A 16994-nucleotide genomic window follows, 5' to 3' on the forward strand; every position below is an offset into this window, starting at 1 on the left:
TGGCCCCGCCGTGTCTCGTTCGCGCCAAAAATCCAAAACCAGGCAACAGGAGGATGCCCCCAATGAAAAACACCCTTTCCCTCATGCTCTTCGCCGGCACGGCGCTTGCTGCACTGCCGGCACAGGCGGCCGGTGATCTCAATCTCATCTGCTCGGCCGATGTCGTCATCTGCGAGCAGATGAAGGGCGATTTCGAGAAGTCGCATAGCGATATCAAGGTCAACATGGTGCGCCTGTCGTCTGGCGAGACCTATGCCAAGGTTCGCGCGGAAGCCCGCAATCCGAAGACGGACATCTGGTGGGCCGGCACGGGTGATCCCCATCTGCAAGCCGCCTCGGAAGGCCTGACGCTGGAATACAAGTCGCCGAAGCTCGACGAGCTGAACGACTGGGCGAAGAGCCAGGCTGAAAGCTCCGGCTACCGCACGGTCGGCGTCTATGCCGGCGCGCTCGGCTGGGGCTACAACACGGAAATCTTCAAGTCGAAGGGTTTCAAGGAGCCGGTCTGCTGGGCCGACCTGCTGGCGCCGGAACTGAAGGGCGAAATCCAGATCGCCAACCCGAACTCGTCCGGCACCGCCTATACGGCACTCGCCTCCCTCGTGCAGATCATGGGCGAGGACAAGGCTTTCGACTACCTGAAAAAGCTCAACGACAACATCTCGCAATACACCAAGTCTGGCTCGGCACCGGTCAAGGCGGCGGCCCGCGGCGAGACGGCGCTCGGCATCGTCTTCGTGCATGACGCGGTGGCGCAGACGGCGGAAGGTTTCCCGGTCAAGTCGATCACGCCCTGCGAGGGCACCGGCTACGAGATCGGTTCCATGTCGATCGTCAAGGGTGCGCGCAACCTCGACAATGCGAAGATCTGGTACGACTGGGCGCTGACCCCGGAAGTCCAGTCGCGCATGAAGGATGCGAAGTCTTTCCAGCTTCCCTCCAACAAGAGCGCTGAAATCCCCAAGGAAGCGCCACGCTTCGAGAACATCAAGCTGATCGACTACGACTTCAAGACCTATGGCGACCCGGCAAAGCGCAAGGCCCTGCTGGAGCGTTGGGACCATGAGGTTGGCGCCGTCGCCAACTGATGACGTCCTGAGTGGCGGCGCCCGTCTCCCCGGGCGCCGCCTTTCCACAAACAGTAAAAACAGCGAGGTCGGCCATGACGCATGGCAATCGCAGGCTGGACATGGTCCTGATCCTGGGCGCGGTCGCTTTGACCCTTCTGCCCTGGTACCGGATCGAGGGCGGCTTCTACGGGTTCGGCTGGCTCGCCGGTTTCCCGCTTTCTTCCGAGGCGGCGCCCAATCTGGTGCAGGTCGCCATGTACGGCCGGCTGTGGCTTGCCGTCGCCGTGCTGCTCCTCCTCATCGCCGGTGCGGCCCGCGGCATGGCGGACCCGATGCGTCGCGGCACCGTTCTGGCCTGGGTGGGTGCTCTCGGCGTGTTGTTCCTCGCGCTGCAGGGCCTTGCCATCAGCTATACCGGCTGGACGTGGTCGATCGGCGAAACCCTGTTCGGGCCGCTTGCCGACGGTCAGCCGTCGATGGGCGCAGGCGCCGTCCTGTCCACCGTCTCCTTCGTGCTGCTCTTTGCCTTCGGCCTTGCCGAGCGCGGCGTGATGAAGGGGGATGCCTTCGTCGTCAGCGCAATCTCGCTGCTCGTCTTCCTGGTCGTCGTCTTCGTCTTCTATCCGATCGGTAGCATGTTCATCGGTGCGGTGCAGGATTTCGACGGGTCGTTCAACCCGGACAATTTCGTCCGCAACATGCAGGATCCCGGCATCTGGAGCCTCGGTTGCCTCACCGGCGGCGCACGCTGCGGCGTGGCATGGCGCACACTCTGGCTCGCCATCATGACCGGCCTCGGTTCGACGCTGCTCGGCCTTGCCTTCGCGCTGGTCGCCACGCGTACGCGCTTTCCCTATAAAAAGGGCCTGCGCCTGCTCACCATCCTGCCGATCATCACGCCGCCCTTCGTCATCGGTCTTGCGCTCACCCTGCTCTTCGGCCGCGCCGGCGTCATCACGCAGGGCCTTTCCGACCTCTTCGGCATCGAGCCCGGCCGCTGGCTCTATGGCCTCACCGGCATCTGGATCGCGCAGGTGCTGTCCTTCACGCCGATCTCCTTCCTCGTGCTGATCGGCGTCGTCGAAGGCGTCAGCCCGTCGATGGAGGAGGCCTCGCAGACCTTGCGTGCCGACCGCTGGCGCACGTTCTGGCGCGTCTCGCTGCCGCTGATGAAACCCGGCCTCGCCAACGCCTTCCTCATCGGCTTCATTGAAAGCATGGCCGACTTCGGCAACCCGCTGGTGCTCGGCGGCAGCCATGGCGTGCTCTCGACGGAAATCTTCTTCGCCGTCGTCGGTTCGCAGAACGATCCCTCGCGGGCCGCCGTGCTTGCCACCGTGCTCCTGTGCTTCACGCTCTCCGCCTTCCTCGCCCAGCGCTTCTGGCTCTCCGGCAAGAATTTTGCCACGGTGACCGGCAAGGGTGACAGCGGCGCGCACATTGCGCTTCCGCGCGGCGTCTCGATCGGCGTGCACGCCCTCGTCATTCCGTGGGGCCTCTTCACGCTCGTCATCTACGGCATGATCCTCGTCGGCGGCTTCGTAAAAACCTGGGGTCTCGACAATTCGCTGACCCTCGACCACTACGCCAAAGCCTTCTCGATCAGCTTCGACAACGGGATTGCCTGGACGGGCGTCGCCTGGAACTCGTTCTGGACGACGATGGAGATCGCGCTGATTTCCGCGCCGCTGACGGCCGCCGTCGGCCTGCTGACGGCCTACATCATCGTGCGCCAGAAATTCGCCGGCAAGAATGTCTTCGAATTCGCGCTGATGATGAGCTTTGCCATTCCCGGCACGGTCATCGGCGTCAGCTACATCATGGCCTTCAACCTGCCGCCGCTCGAAATGACCGGCTCGGCGCTGATCCTGATTGCCTGCTTCGTCTTCCGCAACATGCCGGTCGGCGTGCGCGGCGGCATCGCGGCGATGAGCCAGCTCGACAAGAGCCTGGACGAGGCCTCGCTGACGCTGCGCGCCAACAGCTTCCGCACGATCCGCAAGGTCATCCTGCCGTTGCTGCGCCCGGCCATCACCGCAGCCCTCGTCTATTCCTTCGTGCGGGCCATCACCTCCATCAGCGCGGTCATCTTCCTGGTCAGCGCCGAATACAACATGGCGACCTCCTACATCGTCGGCCTCGTCGAGAACGGCGAATACGGTGTGGCGATTGCCTATTCCTCCATGCTGATCGTCGTGATGATCACTGTCATCACCGGCTTCCAGCTTCTCGTGGGCGAACGGCGGCTCCGGCGCGAAAACCGCGTCGCCGGTGTCACCCCGTCCGCCACTCTTCGTCAGGAGAAAACCGCATGATCACCCCGAAAGCCGGTTCCGTTGTCTTCCAGAACGTGAGGAAGACATTTGGCGCCTTCACCGCCATTGCAGACCTGTCGCTGACCATCGAGCCCGGCACGCTCGTCACCCTGCTCGGTCCCTCGGGCTGCGGCAAGACGACGACGCTGCGCATGCTGGCGGGCCTCGAACATCCGACGGCAGGAAAAATCCTGATCGGCGGCAAGGATGTCACCATGCTGCCGGCCAACGAGCGCGACGTCTCGATGGTCTTCCAGTCCTACGCGCTCTTCCCGCATATGAGTTCGCTTGAAAACGTCGCCTACGGCCTCGAATCCTCCGGCCTGTCTCGCAAGGAAGCGCGGGAGAAGGCGGAGGAAGGGCTGGCTCTGGTCGGCCTTGCCGGCATGGGGCAGCGCCTGCCGGCCGAACTGTCCGGCGGCCAGCAGCAGCGCGTCGCCGTCGCCCGCGCGCTAGTGCTGGAACCGCAGGTCCTGCTGCTCGACGAGCCGCTCTCCAACCTCGATGCGCGCCTGCGCCGTCGGGTGCGCACGGAAATCCGTGAACTCCAGCAGCGCCTCGGCTTCACCGCCGTCTATGTGACGCATGACCAGGACGAGGCGCTTGCCGTCTCCGATCGCATCATCATCATGAAGGATGGCGAGATTGCCCAGTCGGGCGCCCCGCGCGAGCTTTACGAGCAGCCGGCCTCCTCCTTCATCGCCGATTTCATGGGCGAGGCGAATGTCATCCCGTGCGAGGTTATCGGCATCAATGGCAGCGAGGCTGAGATCCGTATCGGTGGGTTCCAGCATCGCGTGCCGGCGGGCAGGGCTAAGCCGGGTGCGGCGAGCCTTGCCGTGCGCCCCGGTGCCGTCTCGTTGTTCGAAGGGCGCGGGGAGGGGCTTGCCGGTCGCATCCTGCATTCGGCCTATTTGGGCGACCATGTCGAATACGAGGTGGAAACGGAGGTCGGCACGCTCTTCATCGTCGACGATGCCGTCGACCGCATCCTGCCGGCCGCATCCGACGCCACGCTCGGCTTCCGCAGCCGCGGCATAGCGCTCATCAACAGCTAATGACCATGATCACCGCAAGGACCATCAGCATGACGTCACCCGAAGGTGCCCTCGACACCCGCTTCGCCCTCGCCAAAGCCCTTGCCCAGGAAGCGGGCGCCATGGCGCTCGACTATTTCAACCGGCGCGACACGCTGGTGATCGAAACCAAGCGCGACATGCAGGATGTCGTCTCGATCGCCGACCGCAATGTGGAAAAGCTAATCCGCGAACGGGTTGCGGCCCATCTGCCGGAGGACGGTTTCCTTGGCGAGGAATTCGGCCTCACCACGGGCAGTTCCGGCTATACTTGGGTCGTCGATCCGATCGACGGCACCGCGCCCTTCGTCAGCGGCATGCCGAACTGGTGCGTCTCGATTGCGGTGCTGCATGAGGGCGTGCCCGTCGTCGGTGTCATCGGCGCGCCCTGCCACAACGAACTCTATGCTGCGGCTGCCGGCAAGGGGGCAAAGCTCAACGGCAGGGTGCTGACGCTCGACCCGTCCCGCACGATCCGGAATGCCCTGACCGGCATCGGCGCCAACAGCTATGTCGCGCCGGAATTCGTGGCCGACATGGTGAGCCAGTTGCTTCAGGCAGGTGGCAATTTCGTGCGCAACGGCTCCGGCGCGCTGATGCTCGCCTACGTCGCTGCTGGCCGTCTCGTCGGCTACTACGAGCCCTACATGCACGCCTGGGATTGCCTGGCCGGCTATTGCCTCGTGAAGGAGGCTGGAGGTTGGTATCACCCGTTCCCGACGGAGGGCGAGCTGCTGACCAAAGGTGCACCGGTCGTCGCTGGCGGGCCGGGCGCCCGCGCCGATCTCGAAAAACTCGCAGGGATCGCCTGAGAGGCGGAGATTGGTGCAGGCAACCGGTTCGGGTGCCTGCACCGGTTGAAATCAGCCGATCGACATCAGGCTGGCATTGCCGCCGGCGGCGGCGGTGTTGATGGAGGTCGAGACCTCTTCCAGCAGCCAGTTGAGGCAGTAGGCTTCCGGGTCGGTTGCCAGTTCCTCGGTGGTTGCCGCCTGCATCAGCACCAGCGGGCCGGGGAGTGCTGCGATACGCCGGTTGGCGGCGAGCACGACTTCGGCATTGCCCTCCACCAGCGCTCCGGCGAACGGGCCGGCCTTCTCCCAGTCGGACGTCCAAGAGAGACGGGCAGCGACCGAGGTCGGCAGGCCCGCCAGCGTGGACTTCAGGTATGCAACGTCGTTGATGGTGATCTCGTTGCCTGTCGCGAGCGCAGCCGCGACCTGGCGCAGCAGGCCGGTTTCGCTCTCGGGCACCAGGAGAATGCGGCCGCGCGGGTGCAGGGCGTAGAGGTTGCGCTCGCCGACGGGGCCGGCGAGTTCGCGCAGCAGGCCAAGGGCCGAGCGGTTCGCGAAGCCGCGCGCGGTCTCGCCTTCCGCCGTCCTGCCCTTGCGGTCGAGCCAGGTGATGAAGTCGCGCAGCGCCGGATCGGTGTGGACCGAATCCTGCTGCGGCGGCACCGGTGCCTTCTGCACGAGACGACCGATATAGAGCGGGCCGCCAGCCTTCGGGCCGGTGCCGGACAGGCCGCGCCCGCCGAACGGCTGGACCCCGACGACCGCGCCGATGATGTTGCGGTTGACGTAAAGGTTGCCCGCCTTGATGCGGCTCGTCACATGCGCGATCGTCTCGTCGAGGCGCGTGTGCAGGCCGAAAGTCAGGCCGTAGCCCGAGGCATTGATGTCGTCGATCAGCTTGTCGAGATCGGCGCGACGGAAGCGGATGACGTGCAGCACGGGGCCGAAGACCTCGCGCTGGAGATCGGAGAGTTTCTTGATCTCGATGATGGTCGGCGCGACATAGGTGCCGTGTTCGGCAATCGCCGGCAGCGGCAGTTGCTCGACCTTGTTGCCGAGACCGCGCATGCGCTCGATGTGGCTCGCGATGCCGTCGCGGGCTTCGGCAGTGATGACCGGGCCGATATCGACGTTCAGGCTGTCCGTGCGGCCGAGCGTCAGCTGCTGCAGTGCGCCCTTCAGCATGGTGAGCGTGCGGTCGGCGACGTCGTCCTGCAGGCAGAGCACGCGCAGCGCCGAGCAGCGCTGGCCGGCGCTGTCGAAGGCCGACGCGATGACGTCTGCGACCACCTGTTCGGCGAGTGCCGAGGAATCGACGATCATGCCGTTCTGGCCGCCGGTTTCCGCGATCAACGGGATCGGCTTGCCGCCGGCCGACAGCCGCTCGGCAAGCTGCGCCTGGATGAGGCGGGCGACTTCGGTCGAGCCGGTGAACATCACGCCGGCCGTCTTTTGCGCGCCGACCAGGGCGGCACCGAGGCGGCCATCTCCGGGCACGAACTGCAGCGCACCGACCGGCACGCCGGCCTCATGCAGGATCTTTACGCTCTCATGCGCGATGATCGGCGTTTCTTCGGCAGGTTTCGCCAGCACCGGGTTGCCGGCAACGAGGGCGGCTGCGACCTGGCCCGTGAAGATGGCGAGCGGGAAGTTCCAGGGGCTGATGCAGACGATCGGGCCGAGCGGCAGGTGGGATGGGCCGAGCGTGCGGCGGGCCTGTTCGGCGTAGTAGCGCAGGAAATCGACGGCCTCGCGGACCTCGCCGATAGCATTGGCCGCCGACTTGCCGGCCTCACGCATGATGATGCCCATCAACGGCTCGATGCGGCCTTCCATGATGTCCGCTGCGCGGTCGAGGCAGGCGGCACGATCGGCCGGCGAAACGGTGGACCAGACGGTGACATGATCGGCCGCCGCAGCAACGATGGCCTCGGCGTCTTCGACCTTCGCCTGCGTAATGCGGCCGACCACATCGCGGTGGTCCGCCGGGTTCAGCACGTCGAGCGTTTCGCCGCCGGCCTTGCCGTCTGTCAGGAGGGGGGCTGCGTGCCATTGCTTGGCGGCGGTGCCGGCAAGTTCGGCGGACAGGCCGTGAAGCGTCTCTTCGTTGGAAAGGTCGAGACCCTTGGAATTCTCGCGGGACTTGCCGAACAGAGCGTTCGGCAGCGCGATCTGGTCGTGCGGCGCGCCGACCACCGGCATGGCGGCGACGATGTCGACCGGGTCGGCAATCAGCGATTCGACGGAGATCTTCGGGTCCGAGATGCGGTTGACGAAGGAGGAGTTGGCGCCGTTCTCCAGAAGGCGGCGGACGAGATAGGCCAGCAGCGTCTCATGCGTGCCGACCGGCGCATAGATGCGGCAGGGGCGATCGAGCTTGTCCTTGCCGACGACCTCGTCATAGAGCGGCTCGCCCATGCCGTGCAGGCACTGGAACTCGTACTTGCCGACCGCAAAATCCGGGCCGGCGAGCTGGTAGATCGTGGCGAGGCTCTGGGCGTTGTGGGTGGCGAACTGCGGGAAGACCGCATCCGGTGCTGCCAGCAGCTTGCGGGCGCACGCGACATAGGCGACGTCGGTGTGGATTTTTCGCGTGTAGACCGGGAAGTCCGCAAGGCCGTCGAGTTGCGCGCGCTTGATCTCGGCATCCCAATAGGCGCCCTTGACGAGGCGCACCATGACGCGCCGGCCGGAACGGCGGGCGAGGTCAATGATGAAATCGAGCACGAAGGGGCACCGCTTGCCATAGGCTTGCACGACGAAACCGAGGCCGTTCCAGCCCTGCAGGTCGGCGTCGAAGCAGAGGCCTTCGAGCAGATCGAGCGACAGTTCTAGCCGGTCGGCTTCTTCCGCGTCGATGTTGAGGCCGATGTCGTATTTCTTGGCGAGCGCCGCGAGTGCCGTCACTTTGGGCAGCAGCTCGTCCATGACGCGCGCGGCCTGCGAGCGGCTGTAGCGCGGGTGCAGCGCCGAGAGCTTGATGGAGATGCCGGGGCCGTCATAGATGCCGCGGCCGGCGGATGCGGTGCCGATGGCGTGGATCGCCTTCTCGTAGTCGCGGTAGTAGCGCTCGGCATCGGCGCCGGTTGTCGCGGCTTCCCCAAGCATGTCATAGGAATAGCGGAAGCCGCGGGCTTCCAGCGGCTTGGCGCGCTTCAGCGCTTCCTCGATCGTCTCGCCGGTGACGAACTGCTCGCCCATCATGCGCATCGCCATGTCGACGCCGCGGCGGATGACGGGTTCGCCGGCGCGCGCGATCAGGCGGGTCAGGGCGGCGGAAAGACCGCGGTCGTTGACGGTGGAGGTAAGTTTGCCGGTGACGACGAGGCCCCAGGTGGCCGCATTGACGAACAGCGACTTGCCGCCGCCGATATGGGAGGTCCAGTCTCCCTCGGAAATCTTGTCGCGGATCAGCGCATCGCGCGTGTCCGTATCCGGAATGCGCAGCAGCGCTTCGGCAAGGCACATCAGCGCCACGCCTTCCTGGCTCGACAGCGAATATTCCTGCACCAGCCCCTCGACGCCCGTGCCCTTGTGCTTGGCGCGCAGCGCCTCGATGAGCGTGCGGGCGGTGGCGCGGATGTCGTAGCGCTGCGTCTCGGTGACGCCGGCAGCGGCAACCAGCGGCGGCAGGCATTCGGCCTCGGGACGGCGATAGGCGGCCGTGATCGCCCGGCGCAGGTCGCTCTGCGGTCGTACCGGCGGGGCGAAATGCGCGAAGGGGATGAGGGTTTCGTCGGTGGCGGGAAGCGAGGCTGGGTTCTGCATGGAAGGACCTATGAGAAGCGGTTCAGTGGCTTGCGGGGTATCGGATAGGGTCAGCGAACGAAGGCGGTGGCCGGCTCGTCCCGATCGTCCGGGACGTCATGAAACTGCGACGCGTGGCGGACCTGAAGGCTGGGTTCCGCGCGGACGGACCGCTCTGGTTTGATGCTGCAGGCCGCGACGAGAGCCGGAATGGCGAGCGGCTTGTAGTGGCTGATGAGGTCCGGCGGCATGTTATCATCGAAGCTGTTGTCTTGCACCAATATCCCCTGTCGTCTGGCGCCGGAACATTGCCTGCGCCCGGTCACGCCAGAGGCGGTCGGGCATCGTGCAATCGTTCCTGGAAACTGGGCGGAACAATATCACGAGCCCCGAAAGCGAATGGACTTCATATCGTCCCGTGTTAGGCTATATGGGTCTATTTTTGTTCAGATGGAGGGTGATTTGCCCGATACAGTGCAGGTTGATGGGTCATTAGACGCGTTCGATCGAAAAATCCTCGAGGAACTCGCCGAGAACGGCCGCATCTCCGTGGCGGAACTGGCGGAGAAGGTCGGCCTGTCGAAGACGCCGTGCCAGAACCGGTTCAAGCGCTTGATCACGGAGGGCTTCATCCAGGGGTTCAAGGCGATCCTCAATCCGGCCAAAATGAACCTCGACCACATCGCCTTCGCCGAGGTGAAACTCACCAACACGCAGGAAGACGCGCTCAACAGTTTCAACGCGGCGGTGCGGAAGATCAAGGAGGTGGAGGAGTGCCACATGATCGCCGGCCGCTTCGATTATCTCCTGAAGATCCGCACGCGTGACATCAAGAAATACCGGCTGGTGCTCGGAGAGCGGATTTCCAACCTGCCCTATGTCGCCAGCACCTCCACCAATGTGGCGATGGAGACTGTGAAGGAGCGCGGCTGATCGGGCCGGCGCGCACGTCGCCCTCAAGCTCGTCGTTGTCGTCTTCCCGCTTGAAATCGATCTTGTTGAACAATACTAATATTGTCATTCAACAAGTTTGCGTTTGCGCGGAGGGCGATTTCCGGCGGCAGACGGGGAGAAAAAGGGGGAAATGCCATGAAGCCTCGTCCGATAACGACCGCACCGGCTGATGCCGCTGCCCGCAAGGCGATCGCGCCGGTGGTCTGCTACCCGGTCGAAACATTGCCGCGTCCGGATCTTTTGGCTTATCGCGCCTTGCGGGACGATCTTGAACTGGTCGAAACCGTCATCGTGCCACCGCGCGAAGCGGCGACCTGGTCGGTGCCGGCAGGGCATTTCTGCCGCATCGTCTCCACTGAGGGGCCGCAGGTCGGCGATCTCAATCTGTTCAACGCGAACGACCTCAAGGAACGGCTGTTCACGGGCAAGACACGCGCGCTGAACGGCACCCATGTCGGCCTCGGCGACCAGCTGTTTTCCAATTTCCCGTATCTGCGTCCCATCGCCACCATCACACACGACACGCTGGATTGGTATGGTTTCGACGACTTCGGCGGGGCGGTGCATGACGTGATCGGCACGCGGTGCGATCCCTATACGCACAATCTGCTGAGCCACGGCGGACAGTACCACCATTGCTGCCACTCGAACCTGACGCGCGCCTTTGCCGGAAAAACCGGCATGCCGCTGCGCGAGGCGGAGACCTATGTGCATGACGTGCTGAACGTCTTCATGTGCACCGGCTTCACGCGCGATACGGGGCAGTATTTCATGAAGGCGAGCCCGGTGCGGCCGGGCGACTATCTGGAATTCTTCGCCGAGATCGACCTTCTCGGCTGCATGTCGGCCTGCCCGGGCGGGGATTGTTCGGCGCAGCACTCTTCCGATACGGCGAAGTGCTATCCGATGGTCGTCGAAATCTACAAGGCCAAGGGCTTGCCGGAAGGTTGGGCGCCGCCGCCGGTCAACGGCTACGACGGCACCCATGGTCTGTAGCGCTTAACGCGGGCGGCGGACGGCGCGGATTTTTCCGCTGCTGCCGCCGCCGCAGAAGAAGCGATCGGCGCCGTCGGATTCGAGACCGGACACACCCGTTCCTTCGGGCATGACGATGGTGTCGAGCACGGCACCGGTTTCCGGGTCGAGACGGCGAAGGTCGCTTTCCTCGCCTTCCCACGTGCCGTGCCAGAGTTCGCCGTCCACCCAGGTGACCCCCGTTACCATGCGGTTGCTCTGGATGCTGCGGACGACCTTGCCCGTTTCCGGTTCGATCTGGTGGATCTGCTTGCTGCGATATTCGCCGACCCAGAGAAAGCCCTCCGCCCAGGTAAGGCCGGAATCACCGCCGTTGCCGGGAGCGGGAATGGTGGCGAGCACGCTGCCGGAGGCGGGATCGATCTTGCGGATGCGGTCTTCGGCGATCTGGAAGAGGTGGCGGCCGTCATAGGCGGTGCCGGCATGGGCGGCGACGTCGATCGAACGCAGCAATTTGCCATCGTCCGGGTCGACTGCATTGACCTTGTCGCCGGAGGCGAACCAGACGTTCTTGCCGTCATAGGTTACCCCGTGGACGGGTTCGCCACCGGGGAAGGGGCCGTATTCGCGGATGATATCTGCCTGGGACGTCGTCATCGTCATCTCCTTTGGATTGTTGATGACCCGATGTTAACCGCCTGGCAGCGGACCCGGGAGTAACAAGAGTGTCGAGAAAGCACCGGGCGTCGGCGTCAGCCAGCGCTGGATGCGCCCGCGGCCGATCGACTGCACCTTGCCCGCCGCGGAAAGCTGTTCGAGTGCGCGCTGTACCGTGCGGGCACTTGTGCCGAGCGCGATGGCGAGCGCCGAACTGGACCACGCCTCCCCATCGGCAAAGAGCGCCAGCACGTCGGCATGCGGTTCATCGAGCGGAGGCGCGAGCACGGCCACCGGTTGACCATCGCGCGGCGCCAGCAGGAAACCGTCCCTGGTGGCGGTGATGTCTGCCAGCGAGGCCAGCTCGGCGCGCAGCCGGCCCATTTCCACGCGCAGGCGGGCGCGATGCGATTCATCGACATGTCTGGCGCGGAAGGCGCGTAGCAGCAGGGTTTCCCGGCTGGCATCCTGCGGAAAGGCTTCGGCCAGCGTGCGCAGCAGGGAGAAGAGGATGGGGCGCGTTGCCAGCGACAGTTTGGTCTCTCCGCAGCGCAGGACGTGGCGGCAGGCATCGACGACCAGACTGTCCGTGGCCAGTAGCGCCTCGACATCATCCGGAAGCAGCGAGCGTTCCCCACCGTTCGCAATCAGGCGCGCTGCCGGTTTTTGCAGGATCGCGGCGTCGGCCTGCACTTCTTCGATGAGGGCCGGGATGCGTGCCTGCCGGGCAGCCTCGATGGCGCGTTGAAAGGCATCGCGTGCGGTCGCCATGCGCAGCCGGCGGATCGCGATGCCGGCCGCCGCCAATTCATGGGCGGCGCGCAGTGGCGGGGGCAGGGTGGTGGGATCGACGTCAGCGAGCAAGGTTGCGGCATCGTCCAGCCGGCCGATCAAGAGCAGGCGACGAATGGCAAGGGTGCGGGCGTGCGCCGCATTCAGCCAGTCGCCATGCGCCGCCAGCGTCGCGCCGGCTGCGGCAAGTGCCTTCACCGGCCAGGTCAGATCGCGTGAGACGAGGGCAATCTCGGCTTCGGCAACGACGCAGCGCGCCCGCGCCACGGCCTCGCGCGGGCCGAAGGAACTGGCCGCACTTTTCAGCAGGACTTTCGCCCGGTCGAGATCGCCAAGCTGCGCCATCGCGATGCCGCGCAACGCTAGCGCCGGTGCATCGTCGCGCAGCGCCACGCGGTTCAACGCGCCGAGCGGATCGCCGGTGGCAAGGGCGCGGGCAGCGGCGGTGATCATCGAGTCCATGGTTTTCCCGTCACACTTGTAACTCCCACGCTCCCGAACGCGGCGCCTATTCTTGGATCATCGAAACAAGAAAGGATGTTCGTGATGCGCAATCAAGTCGTTTCGCACGAGGACTGGCTGAAGGCCCGCCTTGACCTGCTCGCCGAAGAGAAGGAATTCACCCGAAAGCGCGAGGCGCTGACCCGCCGCCGCATGGCGATGCCCTGGGAACGGGTGGAGAAACACTACGAATTCCAGGGGCCGAACGGCCGGCAATCGCTGGAAGAGCTGTTCGAGGGGCGCTCACAGCTCCTCGTCTATCACTTCATGCTCGGTCCCGACTGGCAGGAGGGCTGCACGCATTGTTCCTTCTGGGCGGACAATTTTAACGGCATCCCGATCCATCTTGCCCAGCGTGACGTGACCTTCAAAGCGATCTCGCGTGCACCATTCGAAAAGATCGAGGCCTATCGGCAACGCATGGGCTGGAGTTTCCCCTGGGTGTCTTCGGGCGGCAGCGATTTCAACTTCGACTATCAGGCTTCCGCCACACCGGAAGAGCTGGCGGCGGGCCGCGCCACCTACAATTTTGAAATTCGTTCGAACACGATGTCGGAATTGGTCGGCGTCAGCGTCTTTTACAGGAGCGGGCCGGACGAGGTGTACCACACCTACTCCTGCTACGCGCGCGGTGTCGAGATGGTGAACGGTGCCTATCACTTCCTCGACCTCGTGCCGAAGGGCCGCGACGAGGACGGCCTTCGCTATCCGATGGAATGGGTGAAGCGGCACGATCAGTATTGATTTTGGGGCGGCCCAGGCCAAAATCGGCCGGCCGCGAAGGAGATGACAATGATCCATACGCATTATCGCTGGGTGATCGTCGCTGCGGGCGGCCTGCTCGGCTGCATCGCCATCGGCGCGATGTTTTCGCTGCCGGTCTTCCTGCTGCCGATCGCCAAGGATACCGGATGGTCGGTGACGGGCGTTTCCACCGCCATGACCATCGGCTTCCTGGCCATGGCCTTTGCCAGCATGTTCTGGGGCGGGCTTTCCGACCGGGTGGGGCCGAGGCCGGTGGTGCTGGCCGGCTCGGTTCTTCTGGCGGCAAGCCTGGGGCTCGCCAGCATCGCGACGTCGCTCGTCGCCTTCCAGTTCGTCTTCGGCCTGCTTGTCGGCGTGGCGGCGGCAGCGGTCTTCGCACCGATGATGGCCTGCGTGACGGGCTGGTTCGATACGCACCGCAGCCTTGCCGTCTCGCTCGTTTCGGCGGGCATGGGCATGGCGCCGATGACCATGTCGCCCTTCGCCGCCTGGCTGGTCTCGATGCACGACTGGCGGGTCTCGATGCAGATCATCGCTGTCGTCGTCGCGGTGGTGATGATCCCGGCCTCGCTGCTCATCAGGCGCCCGCCGGCGCTGGAGGCGGGTGGCGAAAACCTTGCAGCGGTGGATGACGCGCAGGAGGGCATGACGACGCGTGACGTGATGAAATCACCGCAGTTCATCATCCTATGCCTGACGAATTTCTTCTGCTGCGCTACCCATTCGGGGCCGATCTTCCATACGGTTAGCTACGCCATCACCTGCGGCATTCCGATGATCGCGGCGGTGTCGATCTACAGCATCGAGGGTCTTGCCGGCATGGGCGGCCGTATCGCCTTCGGCATCCTGGGCGACCGGTTTGGCGCCAAGCATATCCTTGTGCTCGGGCTGCTCGCGCAGGCTTTCGGCGCGCTCGCCTATGTTTTCGCCGGCGGGCTCGCCTCGTTCTACGTCGTCGCGGCCATCTTCGGTTTCATCTATGCCGGCGTCATGCCGCTCTACGCGGTGATCGCGCGGGAAAACTTTCCGCTACGGCTGATGGGCACGGTTATCGGCGGTACTGCCATGGCGGGAAGCCTCGGCATGGCGCTCGGTCCTGTCGCCGGCGGGCTGATCTACGATACCTTTGCCAGCTACACATGGCTCTATGCCGGCTCCGCGGGCATCGGCATCGGCGCCTTCCTGATCGCCATGACGTTCAAGCCGGTACCGAAGGTGCGGGGAGCGCTTGTGGCGGCTTGAACGGAAGGATGTGACAAAAGACGCATTCACGGCATCGCCGAGCAACCTCTCCTCCGCCATACCGGCCGTGATCCGGGCAAGGCGGGGGAGATGCCGTGCTCAGGCGGCGCCAGCGGGGTCGCCTATCGGCATCAATGCGGGATTCGTTGCCTGCTCCCGCTTGATCTTCTCTTCTTCGCTCAGCGGCTCGTCGTCCTTCGTCTTGCCGGCGTCGCGCGGCTTTTCGCGCGAGCGGGTGGCTTCGGAGGGCTCCTGGCCAGGCGACTGTGCCATTGTGCCGGGGGCACCGGGCTTCGGTTTTTCGATCGTCATGGTCACTCCTCAAAAATTCAAGAACTGCCCGGGATTCCGGCGCGCGTGCATGAGAATGTCCAGCTCGCGTTTGGAGGGGCCGAACTTGTCGAACAGGCGCTTGGCCTCCTTCTGCGGCAGGTCATAGGCCGCGCGGAAGGCTTCCACTGTATAACGTTCCCCCGACAGCCTTCTATGGTCAGGGAAGAGCTTGGATTGGTCCGGCATTTGCGATCACGCCCAATGTCATTGACAGTTCCTCAACCGGCAACGGCGGCGATTGTTCCCAACGATTTTTGGAAAGGTTCGGGCGGGCCGCGCGCGCCCGGCGGCGCGATGTCATCGTTGCCACGCGAATGGTGGCGGAGGCCGCACATGCAAACGTGCGCGGTTTTCTCATGGCTTCTTCCCCCGTCGGATGCGCGCCCTCTTTTGGCGGGGACGGCGATGAAAGACCTTGTCAGGCGTGCAACATGTCGCCTGTCAGCTTGGCGCGACGCGTGAGATAGCCGGCAAGCGGATCGTCGAAGGCGTTTTCCGCTGAGCAGACGGCATCGAGGAACAGGGAGAACAGGGTGGCCTGCGAGGTGACGTCCAGCTTTGCGTAGAGATTGCGACGATGCAGCTTCACGGTTGTCGGTGCGATGCCGAGCTTTGCCGCGATCTCCTTCGCCGAGTGACCGCGCAGGATCAGTTGCACGACCTGACATTCGCGGTTTGTCAGAACGCTGCGGCCGAAATTGCGCACCGCCTGCGCCAGCGCGCTTTGCAGGAGCGCTTCGCCTTCCTGCCCCCCGGGGCGGAGATCACGGTAGTGCCGGACGATGGCCTTTACAAGGAGTGGCGTCGCGGTGCGCAGAAATGCCAGGTCCGGGCTCTTGAAGCCCGGCCGCGCGTTGCGCCGGGCAAGCGAAATGGCGAACTTGGTGTCCGCGTCGAGGCTGACGAGCACGTTGATCTCGTCCTGCATGCCCGAATATTGGTAGAATTCGCGGTAGTAGTCGCTGTCACCGAAGCCGCTGTCGAGCTGGCTCAGCTGGTGCACCCCGTCGATGTCCTCTTCCAGCGTCAGGCGGTAGAAGGGGTCGAGCCGATAATAGCCCTGCAGATATTGCTGGATATTGGAAAGGCCGCGGTCGGTGCGCCAGTCGTTGAACAGGATTTTGGGTGCGATGCCGCGGCGGTAGAGCAGCACGAGGCTGGCGTCGAAGGCGATCTGCTGTTTCAGGGCATTCATGATGCGCTCCTGAAAGTCCAATCGGCCGATGCCGTCCAGCAGCGCCATGGCGAGATCCGCAATCGCCGCGACCTGCTCATCCCCGTTTCGTGTTTCGGCAGTCATGTTTTCTCCGTGGCCGACGGGTTCCATCGTTGGCGCCGTCAGCTTTATGCCCGCAGTTTGCGACTGTCGCGTGCCGCCGAGAAATATGGAAGAGCCATATTTCGTGATCCGAGATCACAATACGGCATCGAATGGCCAACGGGGAAGCTGCCTCCTGACGGCATTCGCTCGGGCCGAAGGTCTCGACGGAACCGTCGGGATTGGCGAGCGCGACCTTACCCGAAACGATGGCGTCATAGTCGGTGCCGGGTGGTTGGGTGCTCTCACGCTCTTGCCGGTGGCGTGCGGACAGCGAAAAACGGAACCGAGCCAAGCGACTTGCCCTCCGAGACGCCAGCTGAGTGTCAGACGTAAATCGCATACGAGCAGTTGAAAATGCTGTGTTTTGTCGAACAGAACCTGCGTTCAGCGGACATTTACAGCGCCGGTATGCCGCGAGGAGGCTGGTTGATGCCTGCCCAACATAGGCTCAT

At 64.4% G+C, this 16994-nt stretch carries 15 protein-coding genes; 8 read left to right on the forward strand and 7 right to left on the reverse strand.

Features of this window, described 5'->3' with window-relative positions:
* Window positions 1-62 precede the first annotated feature (62 nt).
* The 4 genes from ACT6VE_RS01980 to ACT6VE_RS01995 all read left to right on the forward strand — a co-directional run bounded on the left by ACT6VE_RS01980 (window position 63) and on the right by ACT6VE_RS01995 (window position 5273).
* A complete protein-coding gene (locus ACT6VE_RS01980; RefSeq protein ID WP_444796939.1) occupies window positions 63-1088 on the forward strand; it encodes an ABC transporter substrate-binding protein in 1026 nt (341 codons plus the stop codon).
* 74 nt (window positions 1089-1162) lie between these two features.
* Window positions 1163-3385 carry an ABC transporter permease gene (locus tag ACT6VE_RS01985; RefSeq protein WP_444796940.1) on the forward strand — a complete coding sequence of 741 codons (2223 nt, stop codon included), beginning with the start codon at window positions 1163-1165 and terminating at the stop codon, window positions 3383-3385.
* On the forward strand, window positions 3382-4443 hold the full coding sequence (locus ACT6VE_RS01990; RefSeq protein WP_444796941.1) for an ABC transporter ATP-binding protein: 1062 nt from the start codon (window positions 3382-3384) through the stop codon (window positions 4441-4443). The genes ACT6VE_RS01985 and ACT6VE_RS01990 overlap by 4 nt, the downstream gene beginning before the upstream one ends.
* 29 nt (window positions 4444-4472) lie before the next feature.
* Entirely contained in the window at window positions 4473-5273 is an 801-nt protein-coding gene (locus tag ACT6VE_RS01995; protein WP_444796942.1) for an inositol monophosphatase family protein, read from the forward strand.
* 51 nt (window positions 5274-5324) lie between these two features.
* Here the strand turns inward: ACT6VE_RS01995 and putA are convergent, their stop codons facing one another.
* On the reverse strand, window positions 5325-9023 hold the full coding sequence (gene putA / locus ACT6VE_RS02000) for a trifunctional transcriptional regulator/proline dehydrogenase/L-glutamate gamma-semialdehyde dehydrogenase (RefSeq protein WP_444796943.1): 3699 nt from the start codon (window positions 9021-9023) through the stop codon (window positions 5325-5327).
* 50 nt (window positions 9024-9073) lie between these two features.
* Window positions 9074-9280 (reverse strand): hypothetical protein, encoded by a 207-nt coding sequence (locus tag ACT6VE_RS02005; RefSeq protein WP_444796944.1) that lies wholly within the window; start codon window positions 9278-9280, stop codon window positions 9074-9076.
* A 184-nt stretch (window positions 9281-9464) separates the two neighbouring features.
* Here ACT6VE_RS02005 and ACT6VE_RS02010 point away from each other — a divergent pair, with 184 nt between their 5' ends.
* Window positions 9465-9935 carry an Lrp/AsnC family transcriptional regulator gene (locus ACT6VE_RS02010; protein ID WP_444796945.1) on the forward strand — a complete coding sequence of 157 codons (471 nt, stop codon included), beginning with the start codon at window positions 9465-9467 and terminating at the stop codon, window positions 9933-9935.
* A 156-nt stretch (window positions 9936-10091) separates the two neighbouring features.
* On the forward strand, window positions 10092-10952 hold the full coding sequence (locus ACT6VE_RS02015) for an urea carboxylase-associated family protein (RefSeq protein WP_444796946.1): 861 nt from the start codon (window positions 10092-10094) through the stop codon (window positions 10950-10952).
* 3 nt (window positions 10953-10955) lie between these two features.
* Here the strand turns inward: ACT6VE_RS02015 and ACT6VE_RS02020 are convergent, their stop codons facing one another.
* Both ACT6VE_RS02020 and ACT6VE_RS02025 read right to left on the reverse strand, forming a co-directional pair.
* Window positions 10956-11588 carry a Vgb family protein gene (locus ACT6VE_RS02020; protein WP_069058194.1) on the reverse strand — a complete coding sequence of 211 codons (633 nt, stop codon included), beginning with the start codon at window positions 11586-11588 and terminating at the stop codon, window positions 10956-10958.
* A gap of 33 nt (window positions 11589-11621) precedes the next feature.
* Window positions 11622-12842 carry a helix-turn-helix domain-containing protein gene (locus ACT6VE_RS02025; RefSeq protein WP_444796947.1) on the reverse strand — a complete coding sequence of 407 codons (1221 nt, stop codon included), beginning with the start codon at window positions 12840-12842 and terminating at the stop codon, window positions 11622-11624.
* Between the two features lie 84 nt (window positions 12843-12926).
* On the opposite strand from ACT6VE_RS02025, the gene ACT6VE_RS02030 reads away from it, so the two are divergent.
* Both ACT6VE_RS02030 and ACT6VE_RS02035 read left to right on the forward strand, forming a co-directional pair.
* A complete protein-coding gene (locus ACT6VE_RS02030) occupies window positions 12927-13625 on the forward strand; it encodes a DUF899 domain-containing protein (RefSeq protein WP_444796948.1) in 699 nt (232 codons plus the stop codon).
* A gap of 48 nt (window positions 13626-13673) precedes the next feature.
* On the forward strand, window positions 13674-14888 hold the full coding sequence (locus tag ACT6VE_RS02035) for an MFS transporter (RefSeq protein WP_444796949.1): 1215 nt from the start codon (window positions 13674-13676) through the stop codon (window positions 14886-14888).
* Between the two features lie 99 nt (window positions 14889-14987).
* On the opposite strand, the gene ACT6VE_RS02040 is transcribed toward ACT6VE_RS02035, so the two are convergent.
* The 3 genes from ACT6VE_RS02040 to ACT6VE_RS02050 form a co-directional block, all read right to left on the reverse strand.
* Window positions 14988-15200 (reverse strand): hypothetical protein, encoded by a 213-nt coding sequence (locus ACT6VE_RS02040; protein ID WP_444796950.1) that lies wholly within the window; start codon window positions 15198-15200, stop codon window positions 14988-14990.
* Window positions 15201-15209: 9 nt separating this feature from the next.
* Complete coding sequence (locus tag ACT6VE_RS02045) at window positions 15210-15407, reverse strand: hypothetical protein (RefSeq protein WP_444796951.1); 198 nt, start codon at window positions 15405-15407, stop codon at window positions 15210-15212.
* Window positions 15408-15639: 232 nt separating this feature from the next.
* Entirely contained in the window at window positions 15640-16521 is an 882-nt protein-coding gene (locus ACT6VE_RS02050; RefSeq protein WP_444796952.1) for a helix-turn-helix transcriptional regulator, read from the reverse strand.
* Window positions 16522-16994 lie beyond the last annotated feature (473 nt).

This window comes from Shinella sp. (assembly GCF_052438155.1).
In the GTDB taxonomy this organism is placed as follows: Bacteria; Pseudomonadota; Alphaproteobacteria; order Rhizobiales; family Rhizobiaceae; genus Shinella.